At 39.9% G+C, this 16,196-nt stretch carries 16 protein-coding genes; 10 read left to right on the top strand and 6 right to left on the bottom strand.

Annotation, left to right across the window (positions count from 1 at the left end; all coding sequences use genetic code 11):
• Window positions 1–68: 68 nt before the first annotated feature.
• A complete protein-coding gene (locus tag A9J31_RS13815; RefSeq protein ID WP_067767167.1) occupies window positions 69–983 on the bottom strand; it encodes an alpha/beta fold hydrolase in 915 nt (304 codons plus the stop codon).
• Window positions 984–1,009: 26 nt separating this feature from the next.
• Window positions 1,010–1,549 (bottom strand): PadR family transcriptional regulator, encoded by a 540-nt coding sequence (locus A9J31_RS13810; RefSeq protein ID WP_067767164.1) that lies wholly within the window; start codon window positions 1,547–1,549, stop codon window positions 1,010–1,012.
• A 182-nt stretch (window positions 1,550–1,731) separates the two neighbouring features.
• Between A9J31_RS13810 and A9J31_RS13805 the strand changes: the two genes are divergently transcribed.
• From A9J31_RS13805 to A9J31_RS13795, 3 genes are all read left to right on the top strand, one after another.
• Window positions 1,732–3,756: an NADPH-dependent 2,4-dienoyl-CoA reductase gene (locus A9J31_RS13805; RefSeq protein WP_067767162.1), complete on the top strand. Its 2,025-nt coding sequence runs from the start codon at window positions 1,732–1,734 to the stop codon at window positions 3,754–3,756.
• A gap of 172 nt (window positions 3,757–3,928) precedes the next feature.
• Entirely contained in the window at window positions 3,929–4,336 is a 408-nt protein-coding gene (locus tag A9J31_RS13800) for a nuclear transport factor 2 family protein (RefSeq protein WP_067767161.1), read from the top strand.
• A gap of 157 nt (window positions 4,337–4,493) precedes the next feature.
• Window positions 4,494–5,588, top strand: a complete 1,095-nt coding sequence (locus A9J31_RS13795; protein WP_067767600.1) for a YheT family hydrolase — start codon at window positions 4,494–4,496, stop codon at window positions 5,586–5,588.
• A gap of 56 nt (window positions 5,589–5,644) precedes the next feature.
• Here the strand turns inward: A9J31_RS13795 and A9J31_RS13790 are convergent, their stop codons facing one another.
• Both A9J31_RS13790 and dkgB read right to left on the bottom strand, forming a co-directional pair.
• A complete protein-coding gene (locus tag A9J31_RS13790; protein WP_067767159.1) occupies window positions 5,645–6,817 on the bottom strand; it encodes an MFS transporter in 1,173 nt (390 codons plus the stop codon).
• Between the two features lies 1 nt (window position 6,818).
• Window positions 6,819–7,625: a 2,5-didehydrogluconate reductase DkgB gene (dkgB, locus tag A9J31_RS13785; RefSeq protein WP_067767155.1), complete on the bottom strand. Its 807-nt coding sequence runs from the start codon at window positions 7,623–7,625 to the stop codon at window positions 6,819–6,821.
• Between the two features lie 110 nt (window positions 7,626–7,735).
• Here dkgB and A9J31_RS13780 point away from each other — a divergent pair, with 110 nt between their 5' ends.
• Window positions 7,736–8,620 carry a LysR family transcriptional regulator gene (locus A9J31_RS13780; protein ID WP_067767153.1) on the top strand — a complete coding sequence of 295 codons (885 nt, stop codon included), beginning with the start codon at window positions 7,736–7,738 and terminating at the stop codon, window positions 8,618–8,620.
• Window positions 8,621–8,731: 111 nt separating this feature from the next.
• Here A9J31_RS13780 and A9J31_RS13775 read toward each other — a convergent pair whose 3' ends face one another.
• Entirely contained in the window at window positions 8,732–9,145 is a 414-nt protein-coding gene (locus A9J31_RS13775) for an internalin (RefSeq protein ID WP_067767151.1), read from the bottom strand.
• A gap of 229 nt (window positions 9,146–9,374) precedes the next feature.
• Here A9J31_RS13775 and A9J31_RS13770 point away from each other — a divergent pair, with 229 nt between their 5' ends.
• From A9J31_RS13770 to rodA, 6 genes are all read left to right on the top strand, one after another.
• Entirely contained in the window at window positions 9,375–11,015 is a 1,641-nt protein-coding gene (locus A9J31_RS13770) for a CTP synthase (protein WP_067767597.1), read from the top strand.
• A gap of 30 nt (window positions 11,016–11,045) precedes the next feature.
• Complete coding sequence (gene kdsA / locus A9J31_RS13765; RefSeq protein ID WP_067767149.1) at window positions 11,046–11,903, top strand: 3-deoxy-8-phosphooctulonate synthase; 858 nt, start codon at window positions 11,046–11,048, stop codon at window positions 11,901–11,903.
• Window positions 11,904–11,965: 62 nt separating this feature from the next.
• On the top strand, window positions 11,966–13,255 hold the full coding sequence (gene eno, locus A9J31_RS13760; RefSeq protein ID WP_067767147.1) for a phosphopyruvate hydratase: 1,290 nt from the start codon (window positions 11,966–11,968) through the stop codon (window positions 13,253–13,255).
• Window positions 13,256–13,271: 16 nt separating this feature from the next.
• The gene (locus A9J31_RS13755) at window positions 13,272–13,664 is read left to right on the top strand and encodes a septum formation initiator family protein (protein ID WP_067767145.1); all 393 of its coding nucleotides are present in this window, start codon (window positions 13,272–13,274) and stop codon (window positions 13,662–13,664) included.
• The gene (gene ispD / locus A9J31_RS13750; protein WP_067767143.1) at window positions 13,627–14,349 is read left to right on the top strand and encodes a 2-C-methyl-D-erythritol 4-phosphate cytidylyltransferase; all 723 of its coding nucleotides are present in this window, start codon (window positions 13,627–13,629) and stop codon (window positions 14,347–14,349) included. The genes A9J31_RS13755 and ispD overlap by 38 nt, the downstream gene beginning before the upstream one ends.
• Window positions 14,350–14,445: 96 nt before the next feature.
• Window positions 14,446–15,582, top strand: coding sequence for a rod shape-determining protein RodA (gene rodA / locus A9J31_RS13745; protein WP_067767141.1), 1,137 nt, complete (start codon window positions 14,446–14,448; stop codon window positions 15,580–15,582).
• An 81-nt stretch (window positions 15,583–15,663) separates the two neighbouring features.
• On the opposite strand, the gene A9J31_RS13740 is transcribed toward rodA, so the two are convergent.
• The gene (locus A9J31_RS13740) at window positions 15,664–16,149 is read right to left on the bottom strand and encodes a hypothetical protein (protein ID WP_067767140.1); all 486 of its coding nucleotides are present in this window, start codon (window positions 16,147–16,149) and stop codon (window positions 15,664–15,666) included.
• Window positions 16,150–16,196 lie beyond the last annotated feature (47 nt).

Here is a 16,196-nt window from a genome sequence, read left to right as displayed (position 1 = left end):
AAATAAAAACTCATCTCAATACATAAATAAAAGGCTCGATCAAAATTGAGCCTTTTTTGATTGGTTCTTTATGCAGTATTACTTTTTCTGAGGAATTTTGAAATTTCACGTTTAAATTTCAGCGGCTCAGTCAGTAAAGGGGTGTGTCCTGATTTTTGAAAAATAACTTGTTCTGCATTGGCTAGTCGATTCGCAATTAGATTTTGCCCCTGTGCAGAATAAAGGATAGATTGCTTGCCTGTGAAAAAAGTCGTGGGTGCGACTAAATCGGCAAGAGCATCCCGATAATCTTCTTTATGATTTAAATAATTTTGAATGTACCAATATAAATACGCCACACTTTGAGAAGGTAACATTAATTTTTGAAGCAATGGTTGATTATAGGCAAAGCGAAAAGCACTCAGTGCATAAGGATTACTATTTTGTAGGTCAATAAAACGCAGCCAAGCATTGATCAATTGTTGTCGGTCTTGTCGGTTTAGATGCTGCGCAAAAGGCGTTGATAAATTTGGTGCGAGGACTTTTGATATGTCTTCTAATATAGCTAAAAATTCAGCATGTCGTTTACCGTATAAACCATACTGCCAATCATCATCTACACTAATTTTAGGCGTTTGATCGATATGCAAGTAATGCTTAATTTTGGATGCAAAATTGCCGTATTTCAGACCATGCATGGTGGTGGTTGCCCCCATCGAATAAGCAATAACGGTAATTCTTTCGACAGGTAGTTGATTGACTAAGCACTCAATATCGCGCCAATGGCTAGAGATTGTATCAAGCTCAGGAATTTTACAGTTTTTTGAACCACCAAAACCCCGCCAGTCTGGAATGATGAATTTAAAGTTTTTACGTTGAGCAAATAGAAAAGGATGCCATTGCCAGCTTTGCATGCCTAAACCAGATAACACCAATATCGGTTCACCTTGGCCGTATTCTCGTACAAATAGCTGTTCGCCATCAGGCATTGTATAGTGCGGCATGTGATTGTCCTTTTTATCTTTTTGTTTTAACGATTAAATTTGTGTAGTTGTGGAATGATGGTTTCTAACCATTTTATCCATCCCATTTCTAAGTCGATACCCAATTGTAAAATCATTTTATGAATATACAGGGTACGGTCATCATCATGCCCATTAGCAAAGTCTTTTGCAAAAATAGACTGGTAGGTTTTTAGTTTTTCTTTGTGAATTTCAAGATGACGCTCTAATTCAGGTAGAACTGCATTACTTTCCAGTTGTGCTTCTGCACGTAAACGCACCATGAGTTCTTCACGTAATTGTGCAGGTGGGCTTTGTTCAACCATCCAATTGGCCAATTCTGTTCGCCCTAAAAGTTCAACCTGATAGGTTTTTTTACGGGTATGGCTTAAGTCATCTTCAATGGTGCTAATCCAACCTTTTTGCATCATGCCACTGAGTTCACGATAGATTTGTTGATGTGTTGCATTCCAAAAAAAGCCCATAGAGCGATCGAAACGGCGGGCGAGGTCAATACCTGTACTCGGTTTTTCCATCAAGCTCGTGAGTAAAACATGGGCTAAAGACATATACAGCTCAGTCAAAAAGTTTTGTGAGATTTATTATGCAACATGTTGCATAAAAATCAAATCTCGCATATAAATTAGTGCAACAAGTTGCATAATGTTTTGTGTTAGATTTAAATAATGGACAAAATCAACAGCAAAGCATCATAAAAATAGCCAGCTTTCCAGCACGCTAAGGAGTAAAAATGTCAAATTATCCAAATTTATTGGCACCACTAGACTTGGGTTTTACCACCCTAAAAAACCGCGTATTAATGGGTTCAATGCATATTGGACTTGAAGAAGCACCAGGTGGTTATGAACGTATGGCTGCTTTTTATGCGGAACGAGCTAAAGGCGGTGTTGGGCTAATTGTGACTGGTGGTATTTCTCCCAATGATGATGGTGTGACCTTTGCTGGTGGCTCAAAATTAGATTCTTTGGCTGAAGCTGAAAAGCATAAAGTGATTACCCAAGCGGTGCATGAGGCTGGCGGTAAAATTGCCATGCAAATTTTGCATACAGGGCGATATTCATATCAAGCAGATAATGTAGCACCATCTGCGATTCAAGCACCGATTAATCCAGTGAAGCCGCATGCACTTACAACAGCAGAAGTTGTACGTACTATTAATGACTTTGCAACTTGCGCAGGCTATGCACAAAAAGCGGGTTATGACGGTGTTGAAATTATGGGATCGGAAGGTTATCTCATTAATGAATTTATTGCTGCACGTACCAACCATCGTGATGATGAATGGGGGGGCAGTTACGAACAACGTATTCGTTTTCCAATTGAGATCGTCCGTCGTACCCGTGAATTGGTCGGCGAAAATTTTATTATTATTTACCGTTTGTCTATGTTGGACTTGGTTGATGGTGGTTCAACATTTGAAGAAGTTGTACAACTGGCGAAAGAAATTGAAAAAGCCGGGGCAACGATTATTAATACTGGCATTGGTTGGCATGAAGCACGTATTCCAACCATTGCGACCAAAGTACCACGAGCGGCATTTACTTGGGTGACAGAAAAATTAAAAGGCGAAGTAAAAGTACCTTTAATTACATCAAATCGTATTAATACGCCTGAAATGGCAGAGCATGTATTGGCATCAGGCCATGCTGATATGGTGTCTATGGCACGTCCAATGTTAGCAGATCCATTCTTTGTTGAAAAAGCTGAACAGGGTCGCAGTGATGAAATCAATACTTGTATTGGTTGTAACCAAGCATGCTTAGATCATATTTTTTCAATGAAAATTGCAACTTGTTTAGTGAATCCACAAGCATGTTATGAAACAGAACTAATTTTTAAAGAAACATCGACAACTAAAAATATTGCAGTCATTGGTGCTGGCCCAGCAGGTTTAAGCTTTGCAACTTATGCTGCCGAACGTGGACATAATGTCACTATTTTTGAAGCATCCAATCAAATTGGTGGTCAGTTTAATATTGCAAAAACCATTCCTGGTAAAGAAGAGTTTTATGAAACCTTACGTTATTTCAAACGTAAAATTGAACTCTTACCGCAAATTAAATTGGTGTTGAACCATACTGCAACTTTTGATGAATTAGTGAAATCTGAGTTTGATGACATTGTGGTCGCAACAGGTGTAACACCGCGTCATCTGCAAATTGAGGGGATTGATCATCCAAAAGTGTTGAGCTATTTACAAGTGTTAAAAGAGCGTCAACCCGTTGGAAAACGTGTTGCCATTATTGGTGCCGGGGGTATTGGTTTTGATACCGCAGAATACTTAACCCATGAAGGTGAAAGTGGTAGTTTGAACCCACAAAAATTCTATAATGAATGGGGTATTGATACGACCTATGCACAAGTTGGTGGTTTAAAACACCCAGATGTAGAAACCTCACCACGTGAAGTGTATTTACTACAACGTAAGGCTAAGTCTGTAGGTGCAGGCTTGGGTAAAACCACGGGTTGGATTCATCGTACTGGATTAAAACATCGTGATGTAAAAATGATTGCTGGTGCAAGTTACGACAAAATTGATGATCAAGGTTTACATATCACGGTAGATGGTCAGCCGCGTGTGCTGGAAGTCGATAACGTCGTGATTTGTGCGGGTCAGGAATCTTACACGGCGATGTACGAGCAATTACAAGCTGAAGGTAAAAATGTGCATTTAATTGGCGGTGCGAAAGAGGCAGGTGAGCTAGATGCTAAACGCGCAATTCGTCAAGGTGCTGAATTGGCCGCGATTATCTAAGCTGGGTTGGCATAAACAATCGTTTAAATTCTGCTAAATCCTCTGCTTGTTGGCGGAGGATTTAACAAAGGCATTGATTTCAATAATTTAGATATTTAATTAAAAATAGGAACTTTTGCACAGTACATTTGTTTTGAATGTGCTGTGCATGAGCAATGATAAGGAAAAATACATGAGCATTGAAACAACAAAAAAATCTCTTGCACGTTGGCATGAAATGTTAAATAACCGAGATATGGCTATTTTGGATGAATTATTAGCAGAGGATGTGGTGTTTCGTTCACCTGTTGCTTTTAATCCTTATCCGGGGAAGCAAGTGGTCACTTTTATTTTGACCAATGTCATTCAAATTTTTGAAAACTTTACTTACCACCGTGAGTTTTATAGTGAAGATGGCCTCAATGTTGTACTTGAGTTTTCTGCGAATGTTGGCGAAAAGAAACTGAAAGGCATAGATATGATTCAATTTAACCAACACGGTCAGATTGTAGATTTTGAAGTAATGTTACGTCCAAAAAGTGGCTTAGAAGCATTGGCTGCAAAAATGGGTGAGCGTTTCGCAAAATACCAGCCACAGTAAACCATGCGTTCAATATTAATGACGTATTCTTATTCAATATGTGAAAAGCATGATATGTGTTGTCATGCTTTTTGCATTGATAATCTAAGGTGTTCGTTATGGGGAATTATAAAGTTAAATCACTATAACCATGGCGCTAGCAAAACAAGGTAAGACGATGAAAAATATTGTTCATTTCGGTCGTAAAGCTGTATTAAATCTTGTAGATCAAGTGACGGGTGCTGAATGCCCTCAGTTGTATTACAGCCCGACAGGCTCAATGGCTCAAGTCTTACCAAAACTAAAACAATTACATGAAAAATATCGGCCAACACCTTGGTTGTCGAATGCCCATGTGCATTTATTGTATTTTGATGTCATTAAAAAACGCACCATTAAACTTCAGTATGATCAAATTGAACAACTAAACATGCCAGATGGCGGTGTAACTGCAATTGCATGGCTAGGTTTAGATTTGCCACCAGATACACCAACTATTGTGTTGATGCATACCATTACAGGCACACCTGAAAGTATGCGTGAATTGGTGCGTGATCTGCATCAATATACAGGATGGCGTATTGCGCTGTGTTTACGTCGAGGTCATGCGAATCTTCCAATGCCTGTTCCACAAATCAACCTTTTTGGTTCAACTCGGGATTTACGTGAGCAAATCAAATCTATACAGCAGAAATTTCCAAAGTCAACGCTATATGGTGTTGGCTCCTCTGCTGGTACGGGCTTGCTTGTGCGGTATTTGGGGGAGGAAGGTGAGGCAACACCATTAAAGGCAGCTTTTGCCTTATGTCCCGGCTATGACACAGAGTTAGGCTTTAAAAATGTGCATCCTTTTTATAGCAAAATGATGACCAAAAAGCTCTTTCAAAAGTTTGTCGAACCTTATGCAGCGACGTGGGAAAATACAGCTTCATTAATGGATGTTTTAAAAAGTCAGTCATTGGAACAATTTGAGCGAAGGTATTTCCAAATGGCGGGTTTTAGTGATTATGAAAGCTATGCCAAGGCGACAAATCCAATATACGTTTTTAATCAAGTCAAAATTCCGTTGATGATACTAAATGCTGAAGATGATCCAGTTTGCCATATTAAAAATTTTGAACCCTATAAACAGGTGATTGCTGAAATGCCAAATGTCGTAGTGGTTACAACAAAAAAAGGCAGTCATTGTGGTTATTATGAAGGCGCTGTGGATACGCACTCATGGGCATCAAAATTAATGGCAGACTTTTTTAAACTTTATGCAAAAACGTAATTTTAATATTTAGCTTTATATCAAAAGCCCACAATTGTGGGCTTTCTCATTAGGGGTTAATGAATGGCACTACAAGGTATAGTCTTGCTGTTTAATTTTATTTGAAGTAGAACCAATCCTAAAGCAGCAAGACTCAGTCCAGCACCTGTGTAGAAAATAGCTGCATAACTAAAATGCATATTGAGAACAGCTGCGCCTGCGACAGCACCTAAGGCATTACCTAAATTAAAAGCACCAATATTCACAGAGGATGCTAGGCCTGGTGCATCATGTGCTACAGACATGACTCGCATTTGTAAAGGTGGTACGACTGCAAAGGCTGCGATACCCCAAATTACTAAAGTGATTGCAGCGCCAATGGTTGTCGTTGCCAGAAGTGGGAACAAAAACATCATTAGCATGAGCAACACTAAAAAGCCAATCAGGGTTTTGTCGAGTGAAATATCTGCAAATTTTCCACCCAAATGGTTACCAATAGAAAATCCTATGCCAATTAAAACCAACATCAAAGTGATAAGTTCTGGAGTCGCGTGGGTAAATATTTTTAGACTTGGTGCGATATAGGTATACAGTGCAAACATCGCACCTGAACTCATGACTGTAGTGAGTAAGGCCAGGATAACTGGAAGGCGTGTGAGCACTTTTAATTCTTGCTTTACATTAGGCTTAACGCGTTGTTTGTCTTTAGGAAGTGCTTTAAATAGTGCGAAAATAGTCATTAGTCCAAGGATGCTAATTGCTGCAAAAGACATACGCCACCCAATATTTTGACCAACCCAAGTTGCGAGCGGAACACCTCCAATATTCGCAATGGTTAACCCCATAAACATCATCGCAACGGCACCGGCTTGTTTATCTTTTGGAACAACACTTGCCGCGACGACAGAGCCTAAGCCAAAAAAGGCGCCGTGGTTTAAACTAGTCACTAAACGCGCAGCCATTAAACCTAAATAATCTGGCGCAACTGTGGCAAGCAGATTGCCAAGGGTGAAAATTGTCATTAATAACATGAGTGCTGTACGTTTTGAAAAACGTGCAAGCCATAAAGTCATAACGGGTGCGCCAATCATGACACCGATAGCATAGGCACTAATCAACAAACCGGCTTGCGGTATTGATACCGATAGATCCTCTGCAATTTCAGGTAAGAAGCCCATGGGTGAAAATTCAGTGGTACCAATAGCAAATGCACCAATTGCGAGAGCGAGCAGGGTAAAATTAATTTTCATGTTATAGATCCCATGCTGGGGCTAATTCAGATGGATTGACTTCACGTCCATTGCGATCAAGCGTGGCGATGAGTTGCATTTCATCTTGGCTTAATCGAATTTCTTGCGCTTTGAGGTTGCTCATCAGGTGTGCTGGTTTTGTTGATGAAGGTATAACTGCATAACCCTTTTGCAGCGCCCAAGCGAGTGTCACTTGTGCAACTGAAGCTTGGTGTTGTGCTGCAATATCAGAAAGTATTGGGTCATTCAGCACTTTGCCATAAGCCAAGGTCATATAAGAGGTGACATCAATATTTTGCTGTTTTAAGTAAGTCGCAAGTCGTTCATTTTGAAGATAAGGACTCAGTTCAATTTGATTGGTTGCAATCTGCTCAGCACCAATACTGTCAATAGCTTGCTGAGTAAGCTCAATATTAAAATTAGATACACCAATATATTCAGTCAAACCTTGTTTTTTTGCCTCAAGTAAATGTCCCATTAATTCTGGAATATTGACTCCAAGTGCAGGTGCAGGCCAATGAATAAGTGAGAGGTTAACTGCATCCGTTCTTAATTTAATTAAGCTGTCTTTTAGACTGGGTATCAGTTTGTCGGCAGCATAATTTTCAGTCCAAATTTTCGTGGTTAAGAAAATATCAGCTCTATTGACCTGACTTTCATGGATTGCTTGGCCTACTTCTGCTTCATTAGCGTATATTTGTGCGGTGTCTACAGCACGATATCCAACTTCTAAGGCAGTTTTAACTGAATGAATGACAGTGTCACCTGTTAAGCGGAAGGTGCCGACACCAAATTGGGGAACAATCATCTGGAATTCTCTTTTTTTGAATTGATGCTATTGTGCTGCTAATTTTAATGAAGAAAAATGCATGAATTTGGAATATATTATTGATTAAAAATCACGAATTCGAATAAGCAATGAAATCGACAATTGAGGAACTGCAGGCTTTTACTGTCATTGTAGATAGCGGCTCTATTATCAAAGCAGCAGAAAGACTGGATCAAACAGCATCTGGTGTAAGCCGCGCATTACAGCGTCTGGAATCTAAATTAAATGTAACCTTGTTGGAACGAACTACCCGCAAAATTAAGCTGACGCAAGAGGGGCAATTGTTTTTAGCAAAAACACGGCGGATATTGAATGATTTGAGCGAAGCGGAAGATTCCCTGCTGAAATTAGATGCAGATACTTCGGGGTTAGTGCGGGTCGATTCTGCGATTTCGTTTATTCTGCATATGATCGTTCCCTTGATTCCAGAATTTAATGCACGTTATCCGCATATACAGATTGAATTGGTAAATCATGATCAAGTGATTGATTTATTGGAGCATAAAGCAGATGTCGCAATTCGCTTTGGAAAATTAAACGACTCCAGTTTACATGCAAAACTTATCTACAAGAGTCGACTGTGTTTGGTGGCGAGTCCTGAATATCTTCATCAGCATGGACGTCCGCACAATGTTGATGAGCTAACCGCACATACTTTACTTGGATTTAGTCAAATTACCCATATGAATACTTGGCCAATCCAAGTCGCAGGGAAACCTTTGACGATCCGACCAAATATTAAGGCATCAAATGGTGAAACCATCCGCGAGCTTGCAATTCATGGGATGGGTATCGCTTGTCTATCAATTTTTATGGTAGATAAAGATATTGCAGAAGGGCGATTGGTACAACTTTTAGACGATCAAATTGAGCCACATGAACAGCTTATTCATGCTGTCTATTATCAACAAGAGCATTTACCGAAACGTGTTCGTTTATTTATTGAATATATAGCTGAAAAATTACAAGAATAGTTATGAGAAAAACAGTGCATTGTTGAGTACAGATTTTTCTTTACATAGAAACAATAAAAAACCCGAAAATTGCCGGGTTTTTTTGATCATTTGTTTGATAAAACTTCGATCTTAGTTCTCTAAAGCTGGTGTTGCAGCAGCAATGGCAGCAGCAACGGCGTCATCTTCAGACTGTGCAGAACCTGAGTTTTGTTTAGGTTGAGCAGCTTGTGCAGGTTTTTCTGCCGCTTTAGGCGCTTCTGCTTTTGGAGCAGGAGTTTCTGCAGGTGTTGTAGGTTCACGACGAATTTCAGTTGTTGTATTCGGTGTTTCTTCACGAATCACTTCAACTTGCTGTTGAGTCGGCTCTTCAACAACTGGTTGTTCTTCAACTGGTTCTAGTTGTGTAGGTACAGATGCTGTTGGTTCAGATGCTGCAACTTCAACCTGTTCCTGTTCTTCTTCTTTTGGTGCTTCTTTTTTTACACATGCTGTAAGAAGTAGACCTGTTGCGATTGCACCGCAGATTAAAAGTTTCTTATTCATAGTTACACAAAACAAAAAAGTGTGGATTGGATGGCGACATTATAACAGTAAATAAGAATATAGAAATGATAAGAACTTACTCTAAATTTTTATCATAATTGCTGTTACAATAACCAATTGTTTATTGTTCTATGAATTGATGCCGATTGACTTTGCTTTATTGGTACAAGGTAAAGTAAAATTGCGCAACATTGCAGGCCGATTTAGGCTCGATTGTACGAGAAACCCAATGACCCATTTTATTTTCGTGACTGGTGGTGTAGTTTCATCACTAGGTAAAGGTATTTCAGCTGCTTCTGTTGCTGCACTTTTAGAAGCTCGTGGTTTAAAAGTGACCATGGTAAAAATGGATCCATACATTAATGTCGATCCAGGGACAATGAGCCCATTCCAACATGGTGAAGTTTTTGTTACAGAAGACGGCGCTGAAACAGACTTAGACTTGGGTTACTACGAACGTTTCTTACGTCGTGCGAAAATGACCAAATTGAATAACTTCACATCAGGTCGTGTTTACCAAGATGTTCTAAATAAAGAACGTCGTGGTGATTACCTTGGTGGTACTGTGCAAGTTATTCCACACATTACTGACAACATTAAAGAACGTGTCCTTCGCGCAGGTGAAGGTTATGACGTTGCGATCGTTGAGATCGGCGGTACAGTAGGTGACATTGAATCTCTCCCATTCATGGAATCTGTACGTCAGTTAATGGTTGAACTTGGTCACAAGCGTACGATGCTTATGCACTTAACGTTACTCCCATACATTAAGTCTGCAGCTGAATTAAAAACTAAACCAACTCAGCACTCAGTAAAAGAACTTCTGTCTATCGGTATTCAGCCAGACATTTTGATCTGCCGTACTGAGCATGATGTTGATGCAGATACAACACGCAAAATTGCACTGTTCACTAACGTTGAAGCACGTGCAGTTGTGGTTTGTAAAGATGCACGCTCGATTTATCAAATTCCACGTACATTCTACGAACAAAACGTTGATGATTTAATTTGTGAACGTTTTGGCTATAACGATCTTCCGGAAGCTGATTTAACAGATTGGGATAATGTTGTAGAAGCATTACTTAACCCTGAATACACAGTACGTGTCGCAATGGTTGGTAAATACGTTGAACTTCCAGATGCTTACAAATCTGTAAACGAAGCACTTTTACATGCCGGCATTCAAAACCGTGTGAAAGTTCAGATTGACTACGTAAATGCTGAAGAGCTTGAAAGCCAAGAAGTAGCAGAGGTATTGAAAGATGCTGATGCGATTCTGGTTCCAGGTGGTTTCGGTGAACGTGGTACAGAAGGTAAAATGAAAGCGATTCGTTTTGCACGTGAAAACGGTGTGCCTTTCCTTGGTATCTGTTTAGGTATGCAGCTTGCTGTAATCGAATACGCACGTAATGTTGCAGGTATTAGCGACGCGACTTCAACTGAATTTAACCGTTCTACAAAATCACCATTGATTGGTTTGATTACTGAATGGTTAGATGAGCGTGGTGAGGTTCAGCAACGTAATGCAGATTCTGACCTTGGCGGTACAATGCGTTTAGGTGCTCAAAAATCTGAATTGGTTGCAGGTACAAAAACTGCTGAAGTTTATGGTTCTGAAGAGATCATTGAACGTCATCGTCACCGTTACGAAATGAACAATCGCTATATTCCAGTGCTTGAAGAAAAAGGCATGAAGATTTCGGGTTATTCTCCAGTACAACGTCTTGTTGAAACTGTTGAAATTCCTGAACATCCTTGGTTTATTGCTGTACAATTCCACCCAGAATTTACAAGTTCACCGCGTGATGGACACCCATTATTTGCTGGCTTCATTGATGCTGCTAAAAAGCAGTACAAAAAAGCAAAATAATGCGTTTTGACTAAACCAGGAAGAGTTTAAATGTCGCAATTAAAACCACAGGAAATTGTACGTTTAGGCGATATACAAATGGCAAATCATTTGCCATTTGTACTATTCGGCGGAATGAATGTACTTGAATCTAAAGATCTTGCTTTTGAGATTGCTGAAACATACGTAGATATCTGCAAACGCCTTGATATTCCCTATGTATTTAAAGCTAGTTTTGATAAAGCCAATCGTTCAAGCTTGAACTCTTTTCGCGGCCCAGGCCTAGAAAAAGGGATTGAGTGGTTAGCTGACATTAAAAAACACTTTAATGTGCCGATTATTACTGATGTGCATGAGCCATACCAAGCGGCACCTGTGGCAGAAGTGGCGGATATTATCCAACTTCCAGCATTCTTAAGTCGTCAGACTGACCTTGTTGAAGCAATGGCGAAAACTGATGCCATTATTAATATCAAAAAAGCACAGTTCCTAGCGCCACACGAAATGCGTCATATTTTGCATAAGTGTTTAGAAGCGGGAAATGACAAACTGATTCTTTGTGAACGTGGTTCGGCATTTGGCTACAACAACTTAGTTGTAGACATGTTGGGCTTTGACATCATGAAGGAAATGAATGTTCCTGTGTTTTTTGATGTGACTCATGCGCTTCAAACACCAGGTGGTCGTGCAGATTCTGCTGGCGGACGTCGTGCACAAATCACCACGCTTGCACGTGCGGGTATGGCAACTGGTTTAGCTGGTTTGTTCTTAGAAGCTCATCCTGACCCAGAAAAAGCCAAATGCGATGGCCCATGCGCACTTCGTATGTCACAGCTTGAACCATTCTTGGCACAGCTAAAAGAACTGGATACCTTAGTGAAAGGTTTCAGCAAGTTAGATACACATTAATTTGAAACACTTGATAGGTCATTTTTGGCCTATCTTATTATTAATCAACTGAGGAATTGTTCATGAGCCAAATCGTTGACATTCGTGCACGTGAAATTTTGGACTCTCGTGGTAACCCTACCATCGAAGCAGACGTAATCTTAGCCTCTGGCGTAGTAGGCCGTGCATGTGCACCATCTGGTGCTTCAACTGGTTCTCGTGAAGCTTTAGAACTTCGTGACGGCGACAAAGCACGTTACTTAGGTAAAGGCGTTAAAACTGCTGTTAACAACGTTAACACAGTAATTCGTGATGCATTGTTGGGTAAATCAGTATTCGAACAAAAAGACATTGATAACACAATGATCGCGCTTGACGGTACTGAAAACAAAGAAAAATTAGGTGCGAATGCAACTTTGGCAGTTTCTCTTGCTGCTGCGCGTGCTGCTGCTGATGAAAAGAAAATTCCTCTTTTCCAATACATCGCAGATCTTCGTAACAACAGCATTTTAACTATGCCTGTTCCAATGATGAACATCCTTAACGGTGGTTCACATGCAGACAACAACGTAGATATTCAAGAATTTATGATTGAGCCAGTAGGTTTCACTTCATTCTCTGAAGCGTTACGTGCAGGTGCTGAAATTTTCCATTCTTTAAAATCAGTTTTAAAGAAACAAGGCTTAAATACTGCTGTTGGTGATGAAGGTGGTTTTGCACCTAACCTTCGTTCAAACGAAGAAGCAATTACAGTTATTCTAGAAGCGATTGAAAAAACTGGCTACAAAGCTGGTTCTGATATTATGCTTGCGCTTGACTGTGCATCTTCAGAATTCTACAAAGATGGTCAATACATTCTTGCAGGTGAGGGTAACAAAGCGTTCACAAGCAACCAATTCTCTGACTATCTTGCAGGTTTTGTAAACCAATACCCAATTATCTCAATTGAAGATGGTTTGGATGAGTCAGATTGGGAAGGTTGGTCTTACCTGACTTCTATTCTTGGCGACAAGATCCAATTGGTTGGTGATGATCTATTTGTTACGAATCCGAAGATTCTTCAACGTGGTATCAACGAAAAAGTTGCTAACTCGATTCTGATCAAATACAACCAAATCGGTACTTTGACTGAAACACTTGATGCTATCTATCTTGCTAAAGCAAATGGTTACTCTACAGTAATTTCACACCGTTCTGGTGAAACTGAAGATTCTACAATTGCGGATCTTGCAGTGGGTACTGGCGCTGGTCAAATCAAAACTGGTTCACTTTGCCGTTCTGACCGTGTAGCGAAATATAACCAATTACTTCGTATTGAAGAATTGACTAATGCTGCATATCGCGGTAAAGCTGAGTTCAAAGGTTTGAACTAAGCAGATCATGCTATCTATGTTAAATGTATTTGACTCCAAAGCGAGTAAAGCATTGTTGGGCCTTGCGATCTTTTTGATCGCAGGGTTTCAATATTTATACTGGTTTGGTGAAGGTGGCTATCATGAGCACCAGCAACTCAGCCAAAAAGTTCAGCAACAAGTTGAACTTAATGATGAATTAAAAGAACGGAATCGCGTACTCGCAGCAGAAGTATACGACTTAAAAAATGGTGTGGAAGCTATTGAAGAACACGCACGACTTGATTTGGGTTTAATTAAACCTCACGAAACATTTGTACAGATGAGTACAATTAGTACCCAGTATAAACCCATTTATATCGATCCAAACGCACAAGTAGATTTACGTACTAATGAATCAGAACCAGCAGAGTTACCACCAGAGCCTTAATTTGTGGGCAATTATTCCAGCTGCTGGGTCTGGAAGTCGTTTTTCCAAAACAGAACTTAAACAATATCAAAGCATTGATGGTCAAACAGTGCTTGAGCATACTGTTGCTCGTTTAAACCAACTTAAATTAACAGGTTATGTATTGGCTATTGGCGCAGAAGACCATGTAGCCAAAACCTTACCTTTAGCGCAGCTAGAGAAAGCTCACTTTTGTAATGGTGGGGCCGAGCGTGTGAATTCAGTTTTAAACGCTTTAAATTATTTATCTACCATTGCCAGTGAAGATGATTGGGTTTTTGTGCATGATGCGGCACGTCCTTGTGTTGCGCAGCTAAATCTTGAAACGTTGGTGCAAACAGCTGTTACGACATCTCAAAGTGCAATTTTAGCTATACCAGTCCGAGATACCTTAAAGAGAGTTGAGACGGCGCCACAAATATTAACAACGGTAGATCGTTCAACATTGTGGCAAGCGCAAACCCCTCAAATTGCTAAATTAGGTGTGCTGAAGAAAGCCATTGAGCAGGCACTTGCTGCAGGTGTGAATATTACCGATGAAGCGAGTGCTTTAGAGTATATGGGGGAACCTGTGCAAGTGGTGCAAAGTCGCTCTGACAATATTAAAATTACCTATCCTGATGATTTAGAGTTAGCGCGATTAATATTGGCTTCTCAGTCAGCTTAAATTTTTAATTATTTAATGGAATATTTTGGAGACACTGATTCATTCGATGTCGCTTTAATCTATAATTCCTAAATTATTTTTTAGATCTGTTTCGCAATGATCCCTTCTCAGCAGTATCGTTTTTTACGTCAGTCATTACGTGACGGCAGAAGTATAAAACACGATTCTTCCCGATGGGCTAAACTTCATTTAGACCCATGGTTACTTTGCTTTCTAGTTCTCAATGCTGTGTTGGGGCTAATGGTTGTCTACAGTGCAACAGCAGAGGATTCGGGAATGGTGCTGCGCCAAGCAACGAGTTTTGGTGTTGGTTTTATTGTGATGCTGATTTGTGCACAAATTCCGCCAAAAGTTTACCAGTCCATGAGTCCTTACCTTTACGGGTTGGGGTTATTGTTATTAATGCTGGTATTGGTGATTGGTGAAAAGCGCATGGGGGCAAAGCGTTGGATTAGTTTGCCGGGTATTGGGAGTATGCAGCCCAGTGAGTTTATGAAATTTGCGATGCCTTTGATGATGGCATGGTATTTTGCTCGTAAACCCTTTCCTCCTAAGTTTTTACAAATTGTTGGTGCGCTCATCCTGCTAATGATTCCATTTGTTTTGGTGGCTTTGCAGCCCGATTTAAACATTGGTTTAATTATTCCGGGCATTTTTGTATTGTTTCTGAGTGGCATGTCATGGCGTTTGATTGCAGGTGCTTTAACTGCATTTGCGATTGCGGCACCTGTACTCTGGATGTTCTTTTTGCAGGAGTATCAGAAAAAACGTGTATTGACCTTGTTTGATCCTGAGTCTGACGCGCTTGGCGCGGGCTGGAATATCATTCAATCAAAAATTGCGATTGGGTCGGGGGGGCTGACAGGTAAAGGATACACCGAAGGAACGCAGTCTCATTTGGGCTATTTACCAGAGCATCATACTGACTTCATTATGTCTACCTATGCAGAAGAATTTGGCTTTATTGGAGTCTTTCTTTTATTCAGCTTGTTTACTGCAATTATTGTTCGTTGTTTGATGATTGGATTGAATAGCTTCCACAACTTTGGTCGTTTATATGCAGGTGCAACAGGACTCACTTTCTTCTTCTTTGTATTCTTAAACTCGGGCATGGTGAGTGGTATTTTACCGGTCACAGGTGATCCACTACCGTTGATGAGTTATGGTGGCACAGCTGTGATAGCAATGCTGGCTGGTATGGGTATTGTGATGTCGATACATACGCATCGCTAAAGTCTAGAAGAATCAAGCCAGCGATATTGCTGGCTTTTTTGTGCTTAAAATAACAAGAAAACTCTAACGTTTTTTTGATCTTTATAAAGCACCATATTGTTGCCATGTTTCGCCTGTATGCAGGCTGTCATAATAGTTTTGCAGAGTGTTTAAGTCATGGTGTTGCGTATAAGCCAGTACTAAAAACCCAAAAATTAAAGCTGCCTTCAATAGATTTAAACGCGAATGTTGCTGTGAAAAATAGCCTAAGCTAAGTAAGGTGAGTATGACTGAGGGAAGAATGGCAATACTCTCAGGCTGAGAAAGAAACCTCCAATGATTGAGATAAACCAGACTTAAAATGAGTCCAATTAATCCCATATAGTTATAGATCTTTTTATTTACCGATGCTTTAAAAACATTAATGGTTTGAAATATTAAAATCAGACTACTGAAAAGGTATGCACTTTTTCCACCAATAATCACACTATAGATTGCATTGAATAGGCAATAAGCCAACAACATGGATAGTACGAAAGAATAGAGTTTGACATAGAGGGTGTGTGAAAAGGGGAGAATCTGTTTCATAATTTGCTCTATTGAAAACTCACATCATATTAAAAGGAGATTTGAAG

Origin of the sequence: Acinetobacter gandensis (assembly GCF_001678755.1) — a bacterium.
Taxonomy (GTDB): Bacteria; Pseudomonadota; Gammaproteobacteria; order Pseudomonadales; family Moraxellaceae; genus Acinetobacter; species Acinetobacter gandensis.
The sequence above is the reverse complement of the archived record's forward strand: the minus strand, read 5'-3'. Positions and strand labels throughout refer to the sequence as shown.

Coding starts and splice junctions, on each gene's coding strand:
- A9J31_RS13815 (WP_067767167.1), bottom strand. CDS start 983: ATGCCGCACTATACAATGCCTGATGGCGAACAGCTATTTGTACGAGAA.
- A9J31_RS13810 (WP_067767164.1), bottom strand. CDS start 1,549: ATGTCTTTAGCCCATGTTTTACTCACGAGCTTGATGGAAAAACCGAGT.
- A9J31_RS13805 (WP_067767162.1), top strand. CDS start 1,732: ATGTCAAATTATCCAAATTTATTGGCACCACTAGACTTGGGTTTTACC.
- A9J31_RS13800 (WP_067767161.1), top strand. CDS start 3,929: ATGAGCATTGAAACAACAAAAAAATCTCTTGCACGTTGGCATGAAATG.
- A9J31_RS13795 (WP_067767600.1), top strand. CDS start 4,494: ATGAAAAATATTGTTCATTTCGGTCGTAAAGCTGTATTAAATCTTGTA.
- A9J31_RS13790 (WP_067767159.1), bottom strand. CDS start 6,817: ATGAAAATTAATTTTACCCTGCTCGCTCTCGCAATTGGTGCATTTGCT.
- dkgB (WP_067767155.1), bottom strand. CDS start 7,625: ATGATTGTTCCCCAATTTGGTGTCGGCACCTTCCGCTTAACAGGTGAC.
- A9J31_RS13780 (WP_067767153.1), top strand. CDS start 7,736: ATGAAATCGACAATTGAGGAACTGCAGGCTTTTACTGTCATTGTAGAT.
- A9J31_RS13775 (WP_067767151.1), bottom strand. CDS start 9,145: ATGAATAAGAAACTTTTAATCTGCGGTGCAATCGCAACAGGTCTACTT.
- A9J31_RS13770 (WP_067767597.1), top strand. CDS start 9,375: ATGACCCATTTTATTTTCGTGACTGGTGGTGTAGTTTCATCACTAGGT.
- kdsA (WP_067767149.1), top strand. CDS start 11,046: ATGTCGCAATTAAAACCACAGGAAATTGTACGTTTAGGCGATATACAA.
- eno (WP_067767147.1), top strand. CDS start 11,966: ATGAGCCAAATCGTTGACATTCGTGCACGTGAAATTTTGGACTCTCGT.
- A9J31_RS13755 (WP_067767145.1), top strand. CDS start 13,272: ATGTTAAATGTATTTGACTCCAAAGCGAGTAAAGCATTGTTGGGCCTT.
- ispD (WP_067767143.1), top strand. CDS start 13,627: ATGAATCAGAACCAGCAGAGTTACCACCAGAGCCTTAATTTGTGGGCA.
- rodA (WP_067767141.1), top strand. CDS start 14,446: ATGATCCCTTCTCAGCAGTATCGTTTTTTACGTCAGTCATTACGTGAC.
- A9J31_RS13740 (WP_067767140.1), bottom strand. CDS start 16,149: ATGAAACAGATTCTCCCCTTTTCACACACCCTCTATGTCAAACTCTAT.